This window comes from Amycolatopsis sp. 3B14 (genome assembly GCF_050958625.1).
In the GTDB taxonomy this organism is placed as follows: domain Bacteria; phylum Actinomycetota; class Actinomycetes; order Mycobacteriales; family Pseudonocardiaceae; genus Amycolatopsis_E; species Amycolatopsis_E thermoflava.
The window spans coordinates 1-21,272 of the sequence record NZ_JBHZEN010000083.1; the positions used below are offsets into that span (position 1 = coordinate 1).

At 72.0% G+C, this 21,272-nt stretch carries 19 protein-coding genes; 13 read left to right on the plus strand and 6 right to left on the minus strand.

Annotated elements, in window-relative coordinates; translation table 11 throughout:
* The first annotated feature begins 290 nt into the window (after positions 1-290).
* The 6 genes from ACCP09_RS35970 (at position 291) to ACCP09_RS35995 (ending at position 5,427) form a co-directional block, all read left to right on the plus strand.
* Positions 291-917, plus strand: coding sequence for a LysE family translocator (locus ACCP09_RS35970; RefSeq protein WP_433753321.1), 627 nt, complete (start codon positions 291-293; stop codon positions 915-917).
* Between the two features lie 141 nt (positions 918-1,058).
* Positions 1,059-1,502: a hypothetical protein gene (locus ACCP09_RS35975; RefSeq protein ID WP_433753323.1), complete on the plus strand. Its 444-nt coding sequence runs from the start codon at positions 1,059-1,061 to the stop codon at positions 1,500-1,502.
* A 176-nt stretch (positions 1,503-1,678) separates the two neighbouring features.
* Complete coding sequence (locus ACCP09_RS35980) at positions 1,679-1,996, plus strand: hypothetical protein (protein WP_433753325.1); 318 nt, start codon at positions 1,679-1,681, stop codon at positions 1,994-1,996.
* Positions 1,997-2,093: 97 nt separating this feature from the next.
* Positions 2,094-3,554, plus strand: coding sequence for a hypothetical protein (locus ACCP09_RS35985; protein WP_433753327.1), 1,461 nt, complete (start codon positions 2,094-2,096; stop codon positions 3,552-3,554).
* A gap of 95 nt (positions 3,555-3,649) precedes the next feature.
* The gene (locus ACCP09_RS35990; protein ID WP_433753329.1) at positions 3,650-4,519 is read left to right on the plus strand and encodes a helix-turn-helix domain-containing protein; all 870 of its coding nucleotides are present in this window, start codon (positions 3,650-3,652) and stop codon (positions 4,517-4,519) included.
* A 26-nt stretch (positions 4,520-4,545) separates the two neighbouring features.
* Positions 4,546-5,427 (plus strand): NmrA family NAD(P)-binding protein, encoded by an 882-nt coding sequence (locus ACCP09_RS35995; RefSeq protein ID WP_433753331.1) that lies wholly within the window; start codon positions 4,546-4,548, stop codon positions 5,425-5,427.
* Between the two features lie 607 nt (positions 5,428-6,034).
* Here the strand turns inward: ACCP09_RS35995 and ACCP09_RS36000 are convergent.
* Entirely contained in the window at positions 6,035-6,925 is an 891-nt protein-coding gene (locus ACCP09_RS36000) for an MBL fold metallo-hydrolase (protein WP_433753333.1), read from the minus strand.
* A gap of 75 nt (positions 6,926-7,000) precedes the next feature.
* Between ACCP09_RS36000 and ACCP09_RS36005 the strand changes: the two genes are divergently transcribed.
* Positions 7,001-7,603, plus strand: coding sequence for an HD domain-containing protein (locus ACCP09_RS36005; RefSeq protein ID WP_433753335.1), 603 nt, complete (start codon positions 7,001-7,003; stop codon positions 7,601-7,603).
* 73 nt (positions 7,604-7,676) lie between these two features.
* On the opposite strand, the gene ACCP09_RS36010 is transcribed toward ACCP09_RS36005, so the two are convergent.
* On the minus strand, positions 7,677-9,095 hold the full coding sequence (locus ACCP09_RS36010; protein WP_433753337.1) for an MFS transporter: 1,419 nt from the start codon (positions 9,093-9,095) through the stop codon (positions 7,677-7,679).
* 202 nt (positions 9,096-9,297) lie between these two features.
* Complete coding sequence (locus ACCP09_RS36015) at positions 9,298-10,965, minus strand: VanW family protein (protein ID WP_433753339.1); 1,668 nt, start codon at positions 10,963-10,965, stop codon at positions 9,298-9,300.
* Between the two features lie 10 nt (positions 10,966-10,975).
* Here ACCP09_RS36015 and ACCP09_RS36020 point away from each other — a divergent pair, with 10 nt between their 5' ends.
* The gene (locus ACCP09_RS36020; RefSeq protein ID WP_433753341.1) at positions 10,976-11,326 is read left to right on the plus strand and encodes a response regulator; all 351 of its coding nucleotides are present in this window, start codon (positions 10,976-10,978) and stop codon (positions 11,324-11,326) included.
* Positions 11,327-11,343: 17 nt separating this feature from the next.
* The gene (locus ACCP09_RS36025; RefSeq protein ID WP_433753343.1) at positions 11,344-11,520 is read left to right on the plus strand and encodes a response regulator transcription factor; all 177 of its coding nucleotides are present in this window, start codon (positions 11,344-11,346) and stop codon (positions 11,518-11,520) included.
* A 39-nt stretch (positions 11,521-11,559) separates the two neighbouring features.
* Here ACCP09_RS36025 and ACCP09_RS36030 read toward each other — a convergent pair whose 3' ends face one another.
* Positions 11,560-12,882: an FAD-binding oxidoreductase gene (locus tag ACCP09_RS36030; RefSeq protein WP_433753345.1), complete on the minus strand. Its 1,323-nt coding sequence runs from the start codon at positions 12,880-12,882 to the stop codon at positions 11,560-11,562.
* A complete protein-coding gene (locus ACCP09_RS36035; RefSeq protein ID WP_433753347.1) occupies positions 12,882-13,601 on the minus strand; it encodes an alpha/beta hydrolase in 720 nt (239 codons plus the stop codon). The genes ACCP09_RS36030 and ACCP09_RS36035 overlap by 1 nt, the downstream gene beginning before the upstream one ends.
* A 127-nt stretch (positions 13,602-13,728) precedes the next feature.
* Between ACCP09_RS36035 and ACCP09_RS36040 the strand changes: the two genes are divergently transcribed.
* From ACCP09_RS36040 to ACCP09_RS36050, 3 genes are all read left to right on the plus strand, one after another.
* Positions 13,729-14,610, plus strand: a complete 882-nt coding sequence (locus ACCP09_RS36040) for a LysR family transcriptional regulator (protein ID WP_433753349.1) — start codon at positions 13,729-13,731, stop codon at positions 14,608-14,610.
* A gap of 83 nt (positions 14,611-14,693) precedes the next feature.
* Positions 14,694-15,914: an LLM class flavin-dependent oxidoreductase gene (locus ACCP09_RS36045; protein ID WP_378364325.1), complete on the plus strand. Its 1,221-nt coding sequence runs from the start codon at positions 14,694-14,696 to the stop codon at positions 15,912-15,914.
* A complete protein-coding gene (locus ACCP09_RS36050) occupies positions 15,911-17,092 on the plus strand; it encodes an acyl-CoA dehydrogenase family protein (RefSeq protein WP_433753351.1) in 1,182 nt (393 codons plus the stop codon). The genes ACCP09_RS36045 and ACCP09_RS36050 overlap by 4 nt, the downstream gene beginning before the upstream one ends.
* A gap of 93 nt (positions 17,093-17,185) precedes the next feature.
* On the opposite strand, the gene ACCP09_RS36055 is transcribed toward ACCP09_RS36050, so the two are convergent.
* Positions 17,186-19,492, minus strand: coding sequence for a molybdopterin-dependent oxidoreductase (locus ACCP09_RS36055; protein ID WP_433753353.1), 2,307 nt, complete (start codon positions 19,490-19,492; stop codon positions 17,186-17,188).
* A 121-nt stretch (positions 19,493-19,613) separates the two neighbouring features.
* Between ACCP09_RS36055 and ACCP09_RS36060 the strand changes: the two genes are divergently transcribed.
* Positions 19,614-21,266: an ABC transporter substrate-binding protein gene (locus tag ACCP09_RS36060; protein ID WP_433753355.1), complete on the plus strand. Its 1,653-nt coding sequence runs from the start codon at positions 19,614-19,616 to the stop codon at positions 21,264-21,266.
* Positions 21,267-21,272: the final 6 nt, after the last annotated feature.

Consider the following 21,272-nt stretch of genomic DNA (forward strand, 5'->3'; position numbering starts at 1 on the left):
CGGTGGTGACCGGCGGCGTGCTCGGGACGGACTGCACGGCGGCCACGGGCGCCGGCTCGTCCCGCAGGCCGCGGACGGTCAGCAGCCCGCCGGCCGCGATCGCGACGCCGAGCAGCACGGCGACGGCCACGAGCACGTTCCGGCGCCGGGGGATTCGGGGGGACACGAGCGGAGAAAGTATCACGGAACGGTAACGGCTCCGTCCTTCTAACGGTGTCACCTGGCTCACCCATCTGGAGTAGCCGGAAACTCGCTGTGATCTTCTCGGCGGAGCGTGTGAAGATTCCGTCATGCCGATCGACCCGAACCTGCTGGCGCTGTTCGTGCTGACCACAGCCGTCGCGATGATCACCCCCGGACCGGACATGCTGTTCGTCCTCGGCTGCGGCATGCGCGGCGGACCGCGGGCCGGCCTCCTCGCGACCGCCGGGGTGGCCGTCAGCGAGGCGGTGCACGTCGCGGTCGCGGCGGCCGGGCTGGCGGCGCTGTTCCTCGCGGTGCCGGTGGCGTTCACGGTGGTCCGCATCGTCGGGGTGATCTACCTGGTGTACCTGGGCGTCCAGATGATCCGGCACCGCAAGGGCGTCCCCGGCGAGGTGCCAGCGGGCGGCGTGACGGGCCGCCGTGCCTTCGCGACGGGCCTGCTGACCAACCTGCTCAACCCGAAGATGGTCACCTACACGATCGCGCTGCTGCCGCAGTTCGTGGACCCGTCGCTCGGCCGGGTGTGGCTGCAGTTCGCCATTCTTGGCGCGATCCTCATCGCGATGGAGTTCCTGGTCGACGGCACGGTCGGCGTGCTGGCCGGCCGCATCGGCGAGTGGCTGCGAAACCGCCGAGCCGCCCGCCGCCGCATCGACGTCGCCACCGGAGGCCTCTTCATCGGCCTCGGCGTACGGCTCGCGGTGGACCGCTGACCAGCGGCCGCGAGGTCTGTGACTGGGTGTCGAACCGCTGGTCGCGCCGTCGGGCAACCAGTGCTTCGGTCACGACTGCCTGCCCCTGAAGATGGCTACCTGGAGCCTCATTCCGTGCCCGTTGCAATCACTCCTCGTCCCATGAACTCACGCGAGAGGGCGGTAGTTGAGCTGATTCTCGCGAACGAATTCCCCGGCGCAGTTGAACTGCGAGCTCAACTTGACTTTGTGCAGGTGGTTGCAAAATGGGGGACAGATCCAGCTAGTGTCGACTTGTCGGTACTGGAAGGGGCTTCCCGATCACCGGTGACCGCCGGCGTGATTCCGGTGGACGCAACAGTTGTGGATGAAACAGGTTCACCGTGCGGGGAGATCCTGCTCTGGGCTACCGATGGCTACCTCTCCGCTATCGAATATGCTTGGTATGTGGATGAGCCGCCTAGTATGCTTCCGGATATCGCAATGATCACCACCGAACTGCGAGCTTGGTCTGGTCGCTCAACTGCACTCCATTGCTCAGGCGTGTTCAAGCGGGAGCCGGTAGTCGCCACCAATGCCATCCTTCATCTCGCCTTGGTCAAGTAGGAATGATGCTGAAGTTTTCGGTCCTACCTGCAGCGCCGCTGGCAGGTCTCCTCCGGTACTCAAGGTCGGACCGCGCATTTGGCTTCCAGCCGCGCAATCCCGGTGAGTTGGCAGGTCGCGCAGGATGCGGTGGCAGAACCAGTCTCGTCGCCGGCACCCTCCAGCTGGAGGTTGCCGTGGACACCGGTGAGGCCCTGTACGTATGGGGATACTTGCCGACGGAGTCGTGGCGGCGCGCAGCTTTGAGTCATCCGGACGCCGTCGGTGGCAGGGTGAAAGTCGAGTTGGACGGGCCCGCACTTGAAGCGGGCGTTTCCGAGACGATCGCCCCCTCGGATTGGGAAGTGTTGTTCGACCAGGATTCCGGCTTGGTTCGAGTGGTGCAGAATCGACGGTCGGCCGAACGGGTGGTGGAAATTGCCGACGGCGTCCGGCTCGGGCTGAGTGGAGCTTCGTTGAACTCGTTTTGGCTTGCTCCTGAGTTCAAGGAATAGGGGGTGTGCCGTGCGGGCCCATCGGCGATCCCCGTCAAGCTTGGTGGCGCCGGTCGCCTAGACTCTGCCGGTTCGGTCTTCCCCGGGGGTCAACTGCATGCTCACCGCACAAGCGGCGCCACGGCGTCCTTCGCTGCAGCGCCGTGGTGCGTCGAGCCACGTTGCGCTGCTCGCGGTCGTGTCGGCCGCCACGTTCTGGCTCGTCCACTCGAGCATCATCGACGACTCCTACATCACGCTCAGCTACGCGCGGAACCTCGGGCTGCACGGGCACTGGGGACTGATCGCCGAGCAGACCTCGAACACCGCGACCTCACCGCTGAACGTGCTCATCCTGGGCGCGCTCACCGCTGTGCTCAGGCACCCGGTGTGGGCTCTCGGGGTCCTGTTCGTCCTCGCCAACGTCGTGCTCGGGACCGCCCTCCGGCGCGTCACGCGGGTGCTGTCCCTGCCCACCTGGGGTGCGGTCGCCGCCTGGCTGGTCGTCCTGCTCAACCCGCTGCTGCTGTCCGCGGTGGGCCTGGAGGTCACCCTCACCGCCGCGGTGCTCGCGCTCCTGCTGATGGCCGCCGTGGAGGCTCGGTCCGCAGCCTTCGGCGTGTGCGCGGGCCTGACGGTGCTGACCCGCCTCGATCTGGCGATCATCGTCGTCGTCCTGTTCGTCGGCTCCCGGTCGTTGTGGCGCTCCTGGTGGAAGGCAGCCGCGGCGGCGGTGATGGTCGCCGGGCCCTGGTTCGTGTTCAGCTGGCTCGCCCTGGGGTCCTTCGTGCCGGACACGCTGCTCATCAAGACCCAGCAGCGATCCTGGGGCGGCTACCAGTTCGGCGAAGGACCGCTCCTCCTGCTGCGCTTCTACCCGGCGGCGATCGTGCTGGCCTTCCTCCCGGCGCTCCTCGGTGTGCTCGCCCTCGCCGTCTGGGCGCGGCGGCGGGCACAGCTGGCCCTCGCGGCCGCGCTGGGGCTGGCGGGAATCCTGCACTACCTCGCCTACACCCTCCTCGGCGTGCCGCCCTACCACTGGTACTACGCACCGTCGCTGATCTGCCTCTCCCTCTTCGCCGTCCTCGCCGTCAGCGCGCTCGCCCGCGGGCTAGCTCTCCCCGTGGGTCTCCTCGTCGTGTGCCAGCTGGGCTTCGTGCTGCAGCACGGCCTTCCCTGGCAGCGGGCGGCGGTCACCACGAACTGGGCCAGCCCGGCGCAGTACGCGACCGCGGGCCGGGAAATCAAGGCCCTGGTCGGCGACGAGCCCGTCCGCCTCGAAGGTGAGATCGGGGCCATCGCCTACTTCTGCGAGTGCACCGTCCTCGACCAGTTCTCCGACCGCACCCAACTGGTCTCCGCGATCGACGCCGTCACCTCGCAGGCGGGGCCGGTCAAGCGGTGGCTGCTCCGCCTGAACTACCACTTCCTCGACCGAACCCCCGCGCCGCTCACGCCGCACTACATCCTGCGTGACGTCGCGACCCCGCCCGCTGGTGCGCCGGCGTGGCCCGCCACGTCGCCGTGGCACGGGCCCGGCGCGCCACCCGACGGCTACTACGCGCTGCTCCCCGCCTAGGTTTTCCGTGCTGTTGCGGGCCCGAACTCACCGGTGCGTTGCCTACCCACCGCGTGGACAGGCAACGGGAGGCGATCGCGAGGGAAACTGGCCTCATGAGTCAGTCGAGGGCCGGCAAGTCCTCCGCCGGCGAACTGGGCGAGTTCCTGCGGTCCCGCCGCGCGGCGGTCACCCCCGAGCAGCTCGGGATCGCCCCCTCCTACGGCGACCGCCGGCGCGTGCCGGGGCTGCGGCGCGAGGAACTCGCCGAGCTGGCGGGGGTCAGCACGACCTACTACACCCGCCTTGAGCAGGGCGAGAACCACCAGGTTTCCGACGCGGTCCTCGACGCCATCGCCCGGGTGCTGAAGCTGTCGCCCGACGAGCGCGCCCACCTGCACCGGCTCGCGCGCGCCCTCCCGCCGGTGCGCGGCGCCGGCCACGAGGACCAGGTCCGCGCCCCCGTGCGCGACCTCGTCGCGGGCAGCCGCGGCGCCGCCGTGCTCGTCGGCCGGCGCACCGACATCCTCGCCGGCAACCCGCTCGGATACGCGCTGTGGGGGCTCACCCCCGAGGAGATCGCCGGCATCGGCACGCCCCAGGCGCCCAACCAGGCCCGCCGCGTCTTCCTCGGCCCGGCCGCCCGCGCGTTGTTCGCCGACTGGGAACGCCAGGCCGAAGACCTCGTCGCCTACCTGCGGCTGGCTACGGCCGAACGGCCCGACGACCTCGCCCTCCACCAGCTCGTGTCCGAACTCGCCACCGGCAGCGACGACTTCGCCCGCCTGTGGCGGGACCACCCGGTGCGGGACTGCCTGCACACCGTCCGCCGCTACCGGCACCCCGTGGTCGGCGAGCTCGAGCTGAACGAGGAGATCCTCCGCCTGCCCGACGACCCGGGGCAGCGGCTGATCATCAGCGCGGCCGAGGCCGGCACCCCGTCGGCGGAGCGGCTCGCCCTGCTCGGCTCCCTCACCGCCAGTTGATCACCGTTCGAACCAGAGGAACACAGATGATCGTCGTCTCGTCCGCCACCAGCAACACCGGTTCCGCCGTCGCCGAGGCGCTCCTGGCCGCCGGGGAGAAGGTCCGCGTGCTCGGCCGCGACCGGGCCCGCCTCCAGCGGTTCGCCGACCGCGGAGCCGAAGCCGTCGAAGCCCGCAACGACGACCCCGGCAGCCTCCGCGGCGCGTTCGACGGCGCCGACGCCGCGTTCGTCATGATCGCGCCCGGCCTCATCCCCGGCAGCACCGACTACCCCGCCTACCAGCGACGCGTGATCAACGCCCACCGCGAGGCGCTCGCCGCCGTGCCCGGTCTCACCCGGATCGTGAGCCTCAGCGGCTGGGCCGCCAACTACGACGGCGCCCGCGGCCCGGTGTGGGGTTTGCGCCCGCTGGAGGAGGCGCTCGACACCCTGCCCGGAGTGGAACCGACCCACCTGCGGCCCGGGTGGTTCATGGAGAACACCCTGCCGATGATCGAGGAGATCCGCGCCACCGGCGTCGCCCGGGGGCTCATCCCCGCCGATCTTCCCCTCCCGGCCATCGACACGGCCGACATCGGGCAGGTCGCCGCCGACCTCCTCACCGGACGGCGCGCCGCGGGCACCCGAACCCTCGAGCTGCAGGGGCCGCGCGACATCACCCTCGCCGAGATCACCGCGGCCATCGGCAAGGCACTCGGACGCCCCGACGCCCGCTACGAACAGATCGACGCCGCCACCCTGCGCGATTCCCTCCTCGCCGGTGGTTTTTCCGCACACATGGCCGACGGCACCACGGCCATGACGAGCGACGTCGCCGAACGCCGCATCGCGATGACCCAGCCGCGGACCGCCGGAACCGCCACACCCACGACCTTCGAGGAGTTCCTCGCCCGCGTCCTGGGCTGAGAAGCCGAGCCGGTGGCCGCCTCATCACGGGGTGGCCACCGGCGTTTTTCCGGTTGCGGGCAAGGGGGACGGCAGTGGGGCCCGGTGGGGCTCGCCATCGCGGAACCGGGGCGCCCACGCCGGGTAAGGGCCGCGCCCGCCCGCCTGCGGGTGCGGATTTGGTCCAGCACCCGCAGGCGGGCGGCGGGGGTGTCGAGTCAGCGGGCGGAACGGCACAGGCGCCCAGTGGGTCTGGCCGTCGCGGATGCGGGTCTCCCCGTTGTTTCGGAAGGGCTGCGATCGCCCGGCTGCTGGTGCGGATCTGGTCCAGAAGGCCCCGGCGGGGGCAGGCCAATGGGCGCAACGGTACTGGGACCCCGTGAGCTTCGCTCCCGCGGAAGCGGATGGGTCTGGTGCCGCGGGAGGGCCGCAACCGCCGGTCGGGGTCCGGTTCTGGTCCAGCACCAGCAGGCGTGTGGCGAGGGTGTTCGGGCCAGTGGGCGGAATGGCACGGGGACCCAGTGGGCCTCGCTGTCGCGGAGGCGGATGTGTCTGGTGCCGGGCAAGGGCTGCGATCGTCCGGCTGCGGGTGCGGATCTGGTCCAGCACCCGCAGCCGGCGGGCGTGTTCAGGCCAGCGGGCGGAACGGCACAGGCACCCACCGTGCCTCGCCGTCGCGGAAGTGGAGGCGTCCGATGCCGGGGAAGGGCAGGTGCGCGCCGCCGATTGTCCAGCCGTGGGTCCGGATGTCGTCCAGCAACCGCAGGCGCGCGGCGCGGGCGGCCTCCTGATCGCTGTCGATCGCCATCACCACGTGTGGGGCGGGCAGCTGCACGGTGTGGCAGTGCATCGTGTCGCCCCACAACAGCAGATCCGCGTCGCCGACGAGGTAGCCGCTGTGGCCAGGGGTGTGGCCGTGCAGGTCGACGGCCGTCACGCCGGGCACGGGCGAGTCGCCGTAGTCGAAAGTGGACAACCGGCCTCGCGCGCGATAGGGCGCCAGCGCAAGCCCGGCCCACCGGTGGATCTGCGCCTGCACGCCCTCGGCCCGCGCGGCGGCCTCCTCGTCCAGCCAGTGCTCGGCGTCCGCGGCCGCCACGTGCACGGTCGCGGCGGGAAACGCGGCGTCTCCGTCCGGCGTGAGCAGGCCGAAGACGTGATCGGGGTGCAGGTGCGTGATGAGGATGTCGTCGACCTGCTCGGGCAGGGTTCCCGCGGCGCGCAGGTTCGCCGTCAGATGACCGGTGCCCGGGCCGAGGGAGGTGCCGGCGCCCGCGTCGACCAGCACGATGCGCCCGGCGGACGTGAACAGGAAGGTGTTCACGGCCGTCAGCGGGTCGCCCTCCGGCGGGAGGAAACCGTCGGCCAGCAGCTCGGTGATCCGCTGCGGAGACTCGCCGTGCATGTCGGCCGCGTGGATCGGCAGCGCCCCGTCGTACACGGTGGTCACGGTGAGAGCTCCGACGCGGCTGCGCGCGAAGCCCGGCGCCTGGGTGGTGGCTGATCCCGATGAACTCATGGCCGCAGTGTCCGTCGCCCTGGCGTGCGCGTGCCTGTCCCTGTCATGGGTACCCGTTTCCGCGACAATGAGCGCATGCGGCTCACCGATGTCTCCCTTCCGGACAGTCCCGTCTGTCTCAACGCCATCGACGTGGCGAAGACCTACCACTCGCCCGCCCTGCTGAACCACTCGTTCCGCGCGTACGCGTGGGCGGCGGCCTACGGGACCGCGCACGACGTGGCCTTCGATGCCGAGTTGCTGTTCGTCGCGGCGTTGCTGCACGACGTCGGGCTGGTCGCGGAGTTCGACAGCCACACGGTGCCCTTCGAGGTCGCCGGTGGTCACGTGGCGTGGGTGTTCGCCGCGGGGGCCGGGTGGCCTCGGCCGCGGCGCGAGCGCCTGTCGGAGGTGATCGTCCGGCACATGTGGCACGAGGTGGACCAGGACGAGGACCCGGAGGGCTTCCTCCTGGCCCGCTCCACCGGGGTCGACATCACCGGCCGTCACCTCGACGACTTCCCCGACGCGTTCCAGGCCGAAGTGATGGACCGCTATCCCCGGCTGACCCTGGCCGAGGAGTTCGTGCGGTGCTTCCAGGACCAGGCCAAGCGCAAGCCGGACAGCTCCGCTGCCGCCGCGATCGGCAACGACCTCGCCACCCGCATCGGCCGGAACCCACTGGAACAAGCCCGGTAGGCCACGACGCGAGAACGGCCGACGAGCGTTTTCGCCGCTCATCGGCCGCTTCGCGAGGAACAGTCGCCGGGGGTCAGAGGCTCGTCACCTCCTGCTTCGACGCGGTCTCGGCCCGGGCGGTGCGGATCGTGGCCAGCCCGAGGAACCCGCCGACGAGGGCGATCGCGGCCGCGCCGAGGAAGGCGGCGGAGAAGCCGTCGGTGAGGGCGGTCGCGTCGCCGAGCTCACCGGCCCCGAAGGAGAGGCCGACCGCGGTCATCGCGGCCAGGCCGAGCGCCGAGCCGATCTGATAGGCGGTGTTCACGATCCCGGACGCGAGCCCGCCCTCCTCCGGCTTCGCGCTGGAGATCGCCATGCCCAGCGACGGGATGAACGCCAGCGCCTGACCGAGGGCGGCGACGAGGGATGCCGGCAGGACATCGACCAGGAACGAGCCGGTCGGCCGGACGAACGACAACCACACCAGGCCCGCCGCCAGTGCCCACAGTCCCGCCACGATCAGGGTCTTCGATCCGAAGCGGGCGATCAGGCGCGGCGCCACGCCGACCATCAGGATCACGATCAGCAGCGTCATCGGGAGCAGCGCCGCGCCACCGGCGAACGCGCCGTAACCCAGGACCTGCTGCAGGTACAGGTTGAGGAAGTACCACATCGGGATCCACGCGGCGCCCAGCAGCAGCTGGGCCAGGTTCGCCGCGCCCAGGTTCGGCGTGCGGAAGATGCCCAGGCGCACCAGCGGCACCCGGCGGGACCGCTGGATCACCAGGAAGATCGCCAGCAGCACGATCCCGCCGGCCAGCGCGCCCAGCGTGGCCGCCGATCCCCAGCCCTGCTCGGGAGCGCGCACGATGGCGAACACGGTGAGCGCGAGGCCCGCGGTGACGGCCACCGCGCCCGCCACGTCGACAGCGCCGCGGCGTGCGGGCGTGACCGGCATGAGGGCGGGCGTGGCCGCGATCGCGATCAGCGAGATCGGCACGTAGAGCCAGAAGATCCACGGCCAGGACAGCCATTCGGTGATCACGCCGCCGAGGAAGACACCCGCGGTGCCGCCGGCCGGCGCGGCCGCCCCGTAGAGCGCGAGCGCCTTCGTCAGTTCCTTCGGGCGCTCACCGAAGAGCACCATCAGCAGCGTCAGGGCCGACGGCGCGATCAACGCCGCCCCGGCGCCCTGCAGGACCCGGCCGGTCAGCTCGATCGCGGCGGTGCCGGCGAGGGCGGCCACCACCGAACCGGCGAGGGTGACGACCCAGCCCGCGGTGAACATCCGCCGGGCGCCGAGCAGATCCGACAGGCGGCCGCCGAGCAGCAGCAGCCCGCCGAAGGCGACCACGTAGGCGTTGAACACCCAGGACAGGCCGTCCGGGGTGAAGCCGAGATCGGACTGCATCTTCGGCAGCGCGACCCCGATGATCGAGGTGTCCATGATGACCATGAACTGGGCGAGCGCGAGGAACCCCAGGGCCCACCAGCGGCGGGAGTCGGTTCTCATCTCGGTCTCCTATACCTATGGGGGGTATGTGTACGACCGAGAAGTTAGCCCTGTGGACGAACGTGGCGCAAGTACCCCCTAGGGGTATTTGTGTGATCCAGGTCCCGCGCGCTCGGGGAATGCTTTCGTCAGCCGGCGCAGCGCACCGTGGGCTCGGGGTCGTACCGCACGGTCCGCGTCATGCGGCTGATCTCCCGTCCGCTCAGGTCGCGGACGATCCGCGTGTCCGAGGTGCGGAACCCCGGCTTGCCGCGGGCCGGCTGGCACGTGCTGCCCGCCGGTTTCGTGACCGTGTGCGGGTCGACGTAGTCGCCGCGCGGGCCGGGCACCGACTCGACCGTGACGTGCCTTGTGCCCCACAACCGCACGGTGATGGACTTCGGCGTCCAGATCGTCTGGGTCGCCACCCCGGTGGGGACTCGTTGGCGAACTTCAGGTCGATGACGCTGCTGCCGTCCGGGTTCTGGAAGACCGTCGCGTCGCGGCCGGCTGGGTAGCGGCTGATGTAGTAGCTGTGTTCCTTGTGCTCGACGTCGGTCATCCCGGCGAAGTAGGCGGCGTTGTAGAGGGTGGTGGCGAACTGCGAGATCCCGCCACCCACCTCGCGCTCCGGCACGCCCTCCTCGATCACGCCGGCCTCCACGTACCCCTGCGCGGCCTCCCGCGGGCCGGTGTACCCGTTGAGGCTGAACGTTTCCCCGGGCAGCACGATCGCGCCGGACACCTTCTCGGCGACCACCCGGATGTTCATCCCGGAGTCGGGTGCGAAGTTGCCGGTGGTGAACTCGCCGATCACCTCGGTGATCCCGAGCTGCCCGGCCCGGTCGGTGGTGATCCTCGCCGGCACGGCCGCGTACCGGGCGTCGGCGGTCCGGTCGCGGCCCGGCCGGATCTCCTCCAGCAACCCGCTCAGGGTCTGGTCCCAGTCGACCGCGCGGCCGTCGACCGCCGGTACGACCGCGGGCCGGTCGTTGTCGAACCGCATCCGCGCGTCCTGCCCCGGCTTCTCCGTCGGCGCGAGCTGATCGGCCAGCGGGCCGAGCTTCGCGCGGTCGAGCCGTGGGACGAGCGTGCCGTTGTCGCCGGGCTGGAACGTCAGCGCGGCGGCGATCTGCGCGGGCTCCAGAGTGGCGTCCCGGCCGTCGCCGCGAACCGTTGCCGGCGCGGCGACAGCGGGCAGCGCGATCTCGTCGAGCGCCGCGCGCACTCCGTCCGGTGTGGTCTTCGGCGGACGGGGGAGCACCGGAGCCGGCACGCGCTCCGCGGTGGCCCAGCCGGTGAGCAGCACTTCCTCGGCCCGCGCGGCGTCGAGTGCCTGCCCGGCCTGCGGATTGACCGGGACGGGGGTGGTCCCGTCGAACCGGATGCCGCCCTCCACCACCGGCCGGTCGACCGCCGCCCGCAGCTCGTCGAGGGTGGCGGTCAGGGCGCCCGGGTCCGCCTCGGCTACCACGGCAATCTCGCGGTCGCGGAACAGCGACATCAACCGGGTCCACGGGTTCAGCGGCTGGGCACCCGCCGCGGCCACAGTCGCCCCGGCATCGACCCGCACCCCGGCCTCCGCGGGGACGAACGGGATCTCCCGGTCACCGGCGAGCACCTGAACCGGACGGCCGAGCCGGGGCGTCAGCTCGTCCCGCAGCGTCTGCTCCGCCGTGGACTTGCTCATGCCGCCGATCGCCACACCCGCCACGGTCGTGCCACGCGGGATGTCACCGGAGCTCAGCGCCAGGTCGAGCACGTACAGCACAGCGAGTACGAACAGGACAGCCGCCGCGGCGATCGTCGGGGGCCTGCGCCACCACGGTTTCGGCGGGACCTCGCCGACGCGGGGCAGGTACTCGGTGGGCTCGGGCGTCGAAGGAACCACCAGGTCCTAGTTGACCAAAACAGCCGGTTCAAACGCGGCGAACCGCCACGGCGCCGGGCAGGAACACCCCGGCCAGCGGCGCGGACTCCGCGACGAGCAGGTCAGGCACGCAGCGCGGCCCGCGACGCGGGTGATCGTGCTGACGACCTTCGACGACGACGAGCACCTGTACCCGGCGCTGCGGGCCGGCGCGCACGGGTTCCTGGCCAAGGACGCGATGCCGGAAGAGGCGCTCGACGCGATCCGCCGGGTGCCCGACGGGACGCGCCGTTCAGTCCGGCGGTGCTCCGGCGGCTCGTGCACGCCGCGGTCGCCGCGCGTGAGCGCACCGAAGCGCCCGCTCCCGGCCGGTGGCAGCTGACCGGACGGGAACAGGACGTGCTCGCCCTGCTCGGGCAGGGGCTGTCGAACGCCGAGATCGCCGCCGAGCTGCACCTCGGGGTCACCACAGTGAAGACGCACATCGCCAACCTGATGCCCAAGACCGGCGCCACGAACCGGGTCCGCCTGGCGGTGCTGGCCGCCCGCGGACTCACCGAGCGCACCGAAGACTGACTCGCCGCGCGAGAGTCGTGCACCCGCGGAACAGCCGCGTCAAAAAGCCTTTCCCGGGTTGAGGATTCCTTGCGGGTCCAGCGCCGTCTTCACCGCGGCCTGCACCGACAGCACCTCCGGGCCCGCCTCGCGTGCCAGCCAGTCCCGCTTCAGCAGCCCCACTCCGTGCTCGCCGGTGACCGTGCCGCCCAGGTCCAGCGCCAGCGCGAACAGGTCGTCCCCGGCGCGGCGGACCGCCGCGTCCAGCGTCTCGTAGCCGACGATCGGGTGGAGGTTGCCGTCGCCGGCGTGAGCGAAACTGTAGATCCGCACGCCGTGGGTGGCCGCGATCCGCGAAACCCCCGCGAAGGCCTCGGCGAGGCGGGACCGCGGCACGCAGATGTCCTCGATCAGCGCCCGGCCGAACCGCTCGATCGACGGCAGCGCCATCCGCCGGGCGAACAACAACCGCTCCGCGGACTCGGCGTCGTCACTCCACTCCGACCACGTCGCCTCCTCCGCCAGCACCTTCGCGATCGCCGTGATCTCCTCCTCGGCGGCCGGTCCGTCGGCCTGGGCGATCACCAGCGCACCGCCCCGCGCCGCCAGATCGGTGCCCTGCGCGCGGTCGATCACCTCCAGCGTCGCCCCGTCCAGCAGTTCCAGCACGCTCGGCTCCCGCCGCTGCCGGGTGAGCTCGGCGCACGCCCGCGCGGCCGCCGCGACCGAGTCGAATGCCGCCGCCGCGGTGAGGGTGCGCGCAGGCAGTGGGCGCAGCCGCAGCGTCGCGCCGACCACCACGCCCAGCGTGCCCTCCGAACCGACGAACAACGACGTCAGATCCAGCCCGGCGACGCCCTTCACGGTGCGGCGCCCCGTCCTGATCAGCCTGCCGTCGGCCAGCACGACGTCCAGGCCCAGCACCGCTTCCCGCGTGACGCCGTACTTCACGCACCGCATCCCGCCCGCGTTCGTCGCAATGTTGCCGCCGATCGTCGAGATCTCCGCGCTCGCCGGGTCCGGCGCATACCGCAGGCCGAACGCCTGCGCCGCCCGGTCCAGCTCCGCGGTGCGGACCCCGGGCTCGACCACGGCCAGCGCGTCCATCGGGTCGATCTCGACGATCCGGTCCAGCCCGCTGACGTCCAGCACGAGCTCACCTCGCCTGGCCACCGCTCCGCCGGCCAGCCCGGTGCCCGCGCCGCGCGGGACGACCGGGACGCCGTGCGCGGAAGCGAGCCGCAGCACCGCCCGCACACCGTCCACAGTGTCCGGACGGGCGATCGCGAGCGGGAGCCCGTCACCGGCGACCCCGGAACGGTCCCCGGCCGCCGACGCCGGGAGGACCGGAACGACCGCCCGCAGCTCGTCCAGGAACCCCATCAGCCCTGGACGTCCACCACGATCGCGGGCAGATCACGGCCCAGGCGCAGGCTTTCCAGGAACAGCACCACGTTCGCGGCCACCGCGCGGTGGGACACGTCGTTGAGCACGTCGTGCCGCCCGCCGGAAATCTCCCGCAGCCGCGCGGTGGGCACGCCGCGGAACGGCTCGAACGCCGCGGCCGCCGCAGTCACCGGATCTGCGCTCCCGTGCAGCACGAGAACCGGCTTCGCGGGCACGCGCAACGACCACCCCGACGGCACCGGCTGGGCGAGCGCGCCACGCGTGAAACCGGTGTCCTCGCTGAGGATCCGACGGTGCGTCGGGCACGCGGTGCGGGCTTCGAGCTCGTCGTCCCAGTCGCCGTCCCGGGCGCTGCCGGGCAGCGCGAGCCCGGCCAGCACCACGCCGTCCACCAGGTCCAGTTCGCCGGCCAGCGACGCGGCCAGCGTGGCGCCCGTGTCCGACCCCACCAGCACCCTCGGCTCCGGTGTGTCCGACAGCAACGCCGCGACCGCCGCGCGCGCGGACGCCACGTCGTCGAGGTCCACCTCGACCACGCGCACCCGGTAGGCGTCGGCCGCGAGCCGCCTGCCGAAGCGCTGGTAGGAGGCCGGGGTCTCGCCGCGGCCGGTGAGCACGACGACGGTGCCGCGCGGGGCGAGGCCGGACGGCTCGTCCCACTCGGTGGGAGTGGTGGCAATCGCAGGAATGGTCACGCGGACAGCCTGACCCGGACCACCGCGCCGCGTCCAAGAGCGGTTCGCGATGGCTACCCATGAGCGACCGTGATGGGTGCCGTCTCACATAGCGGTCAGCCACAGCCGGTGGTGCTGTAATCGACGCATGACCAACTCGCTCGACCTGGAACACTTGCGGACGCTGATCGCGATCGCCGAGTGCGGTGGGTTCGGCAAAGCGGCCGCCGTGCGCCACATCAGCCAGCCCGCGCTGAGCCAGCACGTCCGGCTGCTGGAACGCGGCCTCAAGCGCAAGCTGTTCGAGCGCGACGGCCGCACCATGCGCTTCACCCGCGAGGGCGAGCGGGTCCTGGCCGAAGCCCGGCGGATCATCGAGGTGCACGACGCGTCGCTGCGGCGGCTGGAGGCCGAGCGCGCGCCGACGATCGTCGTCGGCTCCACCGAGCACAGCGCCGAGCAGATCCTGCCGGAGATGATTCGGGCGTTGCAGGCCGCGTTCCCGTTGTGCGCCACCAGGTTCGAAATCGGGCGGTCGACGCAGCTCACCGAGTCCGTCGCCAAGGGCACCGTCGACTTCGCGTTCATCCTCGACCCCACCGGGCGCAGCGCCGGGCACCTCGTCGGGAGCCTGCCGCTGGTCTGGTACTCGGCCCGCGGCTGGGCCCCGCCGGAGGGGACGCTGCCGCTGATCGCGTTCGAGGAACCCTGCGGCATCCGGGAGCGGGCGCTGTCCGTGCTCGCCGCCGACGACCGCCACGTCGAGGTCGCCGCGCAGTCCACCACCCTGGAGGGGGTGCTGGCCGGTGTCCGGGCCGGTCTCGGCGTCGCCCTGCTGCCCAGCGCGGGCGGGCGGCCGACGGGGCTGAGCGTGCGGAGCGACCTGCCCGAAGCCGGCACCACCCAGCTGCGCATGGTCACCCGGCGCGGCCTGCCCGAAGAGGTGGAACAGGCCGCGCTCACCGCCGGCGTGGAGTTCTTCGCGCAGCGGCCGCACCTGCAGCTCGTGACCGCGGCGCGTGGCGCGTGAGCAGCGTCCATAACACCGGGCTATCGGTTCCCATCCCCGGTTTGTCTTGGACGGCGCCGGACGCCCCGGCCTACGGTCCGATCATGACCAGTGCGCCCGCCTTCGACCACACGATCCCGGAAACCGCATCCCCGCGGGTGGAGTTCATCAGCCTGTCGCACCTCAACCCGTCGACCGAGCTGAACCCGATCCCCACCCGCGGCATCGACCTGGAGTACTTCCGCACGTACGTGCGTGCCCTCGAGGACGGCGGGTTCGACTACACACTGCTGCCCTACGGCTCGAACACGGCCGACTCGTTCGTCGTCGCCTCGGCCGTCGGCCAGCTCACCGAGCGGATCAAGCCGATCGTCGCGCTGCGCCCCAACACGACCTTCCCCCTGGTCGCCGCCCAGAAGCTCGCCACGCTGGACCAGCTCACCGAGGGGCGCGCGGTCGTCCACCTGATCTCCGGCGGCAGCGACGCCGAACAGGCCCGCCAGGGCGACTACCTGCCCAAGGACCGCCGCTACGCCCGCACCTCGGAGTACATCGACCTGCTGCGGCGCGCCTGGACCGAGCCGGCCCCGTTCAGTCACTCCGGCGAGTTCTACACCTTCGACGACTTCGGCCCCGGCTTCGCGCCCTACGACTCGCCGATCCCGATCTCCATCGGCGGCCAGTCGGACGAGGCGTTCGCGATCGGCGGCGAGAAGGCCGACATCTTCAGCTTCTGGGGCGAGCCGCTGGACGACCTGCGCGGTGAGATCGAGCGGGTGCACGGGATCGCGCGCGCCGCGGGCCGCACTACGCTGCCGCGGATCTGGGTGACCTTCCGCCCGATCGTCGGCCGCACCGACGAGGAGGCCTGGCAGAAGGCGCACACCTACGTCGCCAAGATCGCCGACACCTTCCGCGCCGCCGCCTACGGCAAGCAGCGCCACCAGCAGGCCGCGCCGCAGAACGTCGGCTCGCAGCGGGCGCTGGCGTTCGCCGAGCAGGCCGAGCTGTACGACCGTGCACTGTGGACACGCACGGCCGCCGTCACCAACGCCGCCGGCGCGTCCACCGCGCTGGTCGGGTCGGCCGAGACCGTCGCCGCGGCGATCCTCGACTACATCGACCGCGGCGCGGACCTGGTCAGCATCCGCGGCTACGACACCCTCAACGACGCCGTGGACTACGGACGTCACGTCCTGCCGCTGGTGCGCCAGGAGCTCGCGCACCGCGCGGCCACCGGACAGCGCGGGCGGCTGCAGGCCGAGCACCTGGGCAACTACGGCGAGGACTACCGGCGCTACGCCACCGCGCAGGAGCACGCATGACCGCGATCGCGCACGCCATCCCGGTCCCGGACCTCACGGACGACTCGCTGGCCGCCGTCACCGCGGAAGTCGCCGCGACGGCCGAGGAGTACGACCGGACCGGGGCGGTGCCCGTGCTGGGCCTGGCGGCCGCGCACCGCGCCGGCCTGCTCACCGCGACCGTCGGCCGCCAGTACGGCGGGCCCGGCGCGGGCCCGCGGGACACCGCGCGCATCCTCACCGCGCTCGGCGAGGGCGACCCGTCGGTCGCGTTGATCGCCGCCAACACCCTGATGGCGCACGCCGCCCAGGCCGCGAACCCGCACTGGCCCCGCGAGCTGTACGACGACCTGCTCGAACGCTCCCTGGCCGGGCCCGCGCCGGTCAACGCCATCCGCGCCGAACCCGAACTCGGCGCCCCGGCCCGCGGCGGGCTGCCGAAGACGACCGTGCGGCGGACCGGATCCGGCTGGGTGCTCGACGGCCACAAGTCCTACGCTACCGGGGGCGAAGCGCTGGCCTACCACGTGGTGTGGGCGGTGGCCGCCGAGCCGGGCGGCGATCCGGACGCCCCGCGCGTCGGGCACGTGATCGTCCCCGCCGACCGGCCCGGCATCACCTGGGTCGATACGTGGGACCACCTGGGGTTGCGCGCCTCCAACACCCACGACGTGATCTACCAGGGGGTCGAGCTGCCCCCGGACGCGTTCGTGGAGATCCCGCGCGGCCCGGACGGCGTCTACCGCGACCCGGCGGCCACGACCGCGCCCGGCGGGTTCGGTCACCCCGCGCTCTACCTCGGCGTCGCCAAGGCGGCCCGCCGGGCGTTCGCGGACTTCGCCCGCTCGCGGGTGCCGGGCGCGCTCGGCAGGCCGATCGCCACGACCGAGCGGATCCAGTCCGTGGCCGGCGAGATCGACCTGCAGATCGCGCAGGCGGAAACCCTGCTGCACGGCGCGCTGCTGCGCGTCGAAGCGGGGGAGGAGGCGGTACTGCCGCAGCTGCCGGTGATCAAGGTCGCGATCGCGCGGGCGGTGGTGGCCGCGGTGCAGACGGCGGTTGCGGCGCTGGGGAATCCGGCGTTGTCGCGGCGGAATGCGTTGGAGCGGCACTTGCGGGATGTGTTGTGTGTGCGTGTGCACCCGCCGCAGGAGGACGCCGCGTTGCTCGCCGCGGGGCGGCGCGTGCTGGGGGTGTGACCTACAGCGAACCAGTGCCTGCGGGGTGACCGACGCGATCGTGGCGGTGTTCGAGCACCTGCCGTGCGCTCCGACGTTAGGCCCGTAGCTGGATCACCGTTCACTCCCCAGCCGGGGCGGGTCGTAGGCGCGCACCGGCGGCAGCGGCCCCTCGTACCGGGTCACGGTCACCAGCACGTGCGCGCCACTCGTGGCTTGCGTCAGCGTCGACGTCCCGGCGTCGCGTGTCAGCACGTTCACGTTGCCGTTGACGCAGTCCGCCACCTCCGGCGCGCTCGGGTCGAACCACGCGCCGGTGTGCATCTGCGCCACACCCGGCAGCAGCGCGTCCGTCACCACGACACCCGCGAGCAGGCTGCCCTGCGCGCTGCGCACCAGCGCGACATCACCGTCGGCGAGGCCGCGCGCGGCCGCGTCCGCCGGGTGCAGCCGCAGCGGCTCGCGGCCCGCGACCTTGGTCGACTGGCTGGCCGCGCCCATGTCCAGCTGGCTGTGCAGCCGGTGCGAGGGCTGGTTGCACAGCAGGTGCAGGTCGAACTCCGCGGCCAGCGGCGAACCCCACCACTGCGCCGGCTCCCGCCACTGCGCGTGCCCTCCCAAATCGGGCAGGCCGAACCCCGCCAGCGTCACCGAGAACAACTCGATCCGGCCGCTCGGCGTCCCCAGCGGGTGCGCCGCCGGATCCGCCCGGAAGGCCTCGAAAACCCGGTCGGAGTGCGGTTCCCGCGGCAACGCCACCCCGCCCTCCCGCCAGAACTCGTCGAACGGCGGCGCGGGCGGCGACCCCGGCGCGTCCCGCCACTCCTCGTAGATCCGCTCCAGCCACCGCCGCGAATCCAGCCCCTCGGCGAAATCCCCGCCGAGCCGCGACGCGAGCTGGGTGTAGATCCAGAACTCCTCACGCGCCTCCCCGTGCGGCGGCACCGCCCGCGGCACCGCCCGCAGCCGGGTGTCGCCCGCGCCGGCCGCCAGGTCGTCGCGTTCCAGCGTGCTCGCCACCGGCAGCACCACGTCCGCGTGCCGCGCGGTGGGCGTCCAGTGCGTCTCGTGCACGACGAACGTGTCCAGCCGGGACAGCGCACGGCGCAGCCGCCGCAGGTCCTGGTGGTGGTGGAACGGGTTCCCGCCCGCCCAGTAGGCGAGTTTGACCTCCGGCAGCCGCAGCCGCCCGCCGTTGTAGGGGATCTCCTCGCCCGGATGCAGCAGCAGGTCGCTGATGCGGGCACACGGGATGAAGTCCGGCACCGGGTTGCGCCCCTGCGGGAAGGTCGGCAGCGGCGCCCCCGCGATCCCCACGCCGTAGTCGCCCATCGAGCCGAACCCGTGCGCGAACCCACCGCCGGGCAGCCCGATCTGGCCGAGGAACGCCGCCAGGGTCAGCGCCGCGAACACCGGCTGCTCGCCCCGTTCGCCGCGCTGCAGCGCGTAGACCACGTTGACGAGCGTGCGCCCGGCCGCCATCCGGTGTGCGAGCTCGCGGATCACGCCCGCCGGGGTGCGGCTGATCCGCTCCGCCCACTCAGGCGTTTTGGGCACGCCGTCCACATCCCCAAGCACGTACCGGCGAACCCGCTCGGCCCCCACCGTGTAGGTCGCGAGGAACTCCTCGTCGGCCAGGCCGTCGGTGACGAGCACGTGGATGAGCGCGAGGATCACGGCCGTGTCGGTCGCGGGCATCACGCCGATCCACTCGGCGCCCAGATCGGCGAACACGTCGTCCCGCTGGGCCGACAGCGCCACCACCTCCGTGCTGCGGCCTGCTTCCCGGGCGAGAGCGGACCCGGCGTGCCGCGCGTGCCCGCCCGGCACCACCCACGTGTTGGACCGCCGCAGGCCGCCGAAACTGACCAGCAGATCGGTGTGCTCGGCGATGTCGCGCCAGGACACCGGTTTCCCGCGGAGGTCCACAGTGGCCGGTGCGCCGATCAGGTGGGGGAGCAGCACCATGCTCGCGCCGCGGCTGTAGTCGTTGACCGAGCGCGTGTAACCGCCGATCGTGTTCAGGAACCTGTGCAGCTGGCTCTGCGCGTGGTGCAGCCGGCCCGCGCTGCCCCAGCCGTAGGAACCGCCGAAGATCGCCCGGTTGCCGAACATCGACCGCACCCGCGCCAGCTCACCGGCGAGCAGGTCCAGCGCCGTGTCCCAGCCGACCTCCACGTACTCGTCGTCCGGTGCTCCGCGCCGGTCGTCCGGCCCCGGCCCCCGCTCCAGCCAGCGACGCCGCACCGCCGGCCGGGCCACCCGGGAGCGGTGCCCGTGCGCGCTCGCCACGTTGCCGATCGCCGGTGCGGCGTCCGGATCGTCGGGGTACGGCCGGGCGGCGACGACGCCGCGGCCGTCGGCCGACACCTCGACCCGGTAGGTTCCCCAGTGCGCGCTCGTCTCGCTCGTCCGGCCCACGCCCCGACACTAACCACACGCGCGCCGCGGTTCCCGCAACCGGCCGATCAGACTCCTCGATGGGATCCCATCCCCATTTCGTCTTGGACCGCGCGGCCCGCGCGCTCGTAGGTTGCCTGCCATGCAGACTCCCCGCGTCAGACCACCCGGCCGCATCACCCGGTTGATCGCCGGCCTCGCCGCCGTCGTCGTCCTCGCCGCGTGCGCGCCGGGCACGGCGAACACGGGAAGCGGCTCGGGCCAGCCGAAACCGGGCGGCGACATCACGTTCCTCATCGACTCGCTCGGCGACACGTGGATCCCCAACAACAGCTCGATCTCCAGTTTCCAGGGCCACATCTGGGGACACGTGACCGACAAGCTCGTCTACGTCGACGACAAGGGCGCGGTCAGCCCGTGGATCGCGGAACGGTGGGAACAGAACGCCGACGCCACCGAGTTCACGCTGCACCTCAAGCAGGGCGTGACGTTCTCCGACGGCACCCCGCTGGACGCCGCCGCCGTGCTGGCCAATCTCGACATCTGGGCGAAGGGCGACACGGCCCGCGGCATCAACCCGATCGGCCTGTTCCCCAAGACCTACGACCACGCCCAGGTGGTGGACCCGGCCACCGTCAAGGTGTTCTTCCGCGCCCCGACGCTCGGGTTCATTCCGACGCTCGGCTATCACGGCTCGATCCTGATCTCGCCGAAGACCCTGGCGCTGCCCGCCGACCGGCAGGCCGACCTGTCCAACGACATCGGCAGCGGCCCGTTCGTCGTCGCCTCCTGGAAGGAAGGCGACAGCGTGGTGCTCAAGAAGCGGGCCGACTACAACTGGGGACCCCCGGCGCTGGGCCACCAGGGTCCCGCCTACCTGGACTCGATCACCTACAAGCTCGTCGCCGAACCGTCGGTGCGCACCGCCGCCGTCCAGTCCGGCCAGGCCGACGTGGCCTACAACCCCTCGCCGCAGGAGCTGGCGTCGTTCAAGGCGCAGGGCTTCACCACCGCCACCCCGCGCTACCTCGGCTTCGTCAACGGCTACGCGATCAACACCAAGGTCGCGCCCTTCGACGACATCCGGGTGCGGCAGGCGCTGCAGCACGGCATCAACCGCGACGAGATCATCTCCACCGTCTACACACCGGACTGGCTGCCCGCGAAGTCGTTCATCCAGAGCAACGTGCCCGGGGTGACCGACCACAGCGCCGACTTCGCCTACGACGAAGCCACGGCGAACCGCCTGCTCGACGAGGCGGGCTGGGTGCGCGGCGCGGACGGTGTGCGCGCCAAGGACGGCAAGCAGCTGGCGCTGACCCTGTTCCCCAACCCCTACCTGGCGACCTCGAAGTCGATCGACGAGCTGGTCGCGCAGCAGCTCGGCAGGATCGGCTTCAAGGTGACGCTCCAGGCGTTCGACGTGGTCACCTACAGCTCCCGCGTCGACAAGCCGGGCAACCCGAACGTGCCCGCCTACGAGATCACCCGCAGCTTCATCGACGCGGGCACCGTCGCGGGCGTGCTCACCGACGCGAACAAGGGCGAGAACTGGTTCGGCCTCGGCCAGAGCGACCCCGAACTCGTGCGGCTGGGCGCCGCGGTGGCCGGCGCCAAGACCGTCGCCGACCGCGACGCGGCGCTCGACCAGCTGCAGGGACACGTGCTGCGGCAGGGCTACTTCGTCCCGCTCACGCAGATCGTGCAGCGGATCTACCTCCAGTCGCCGAAGCTGCAGGGCGTGACCTACAACGGGATCGCCTACGCCAGCTACTACACCGCCTGGCTCGGCTGAGGTCCC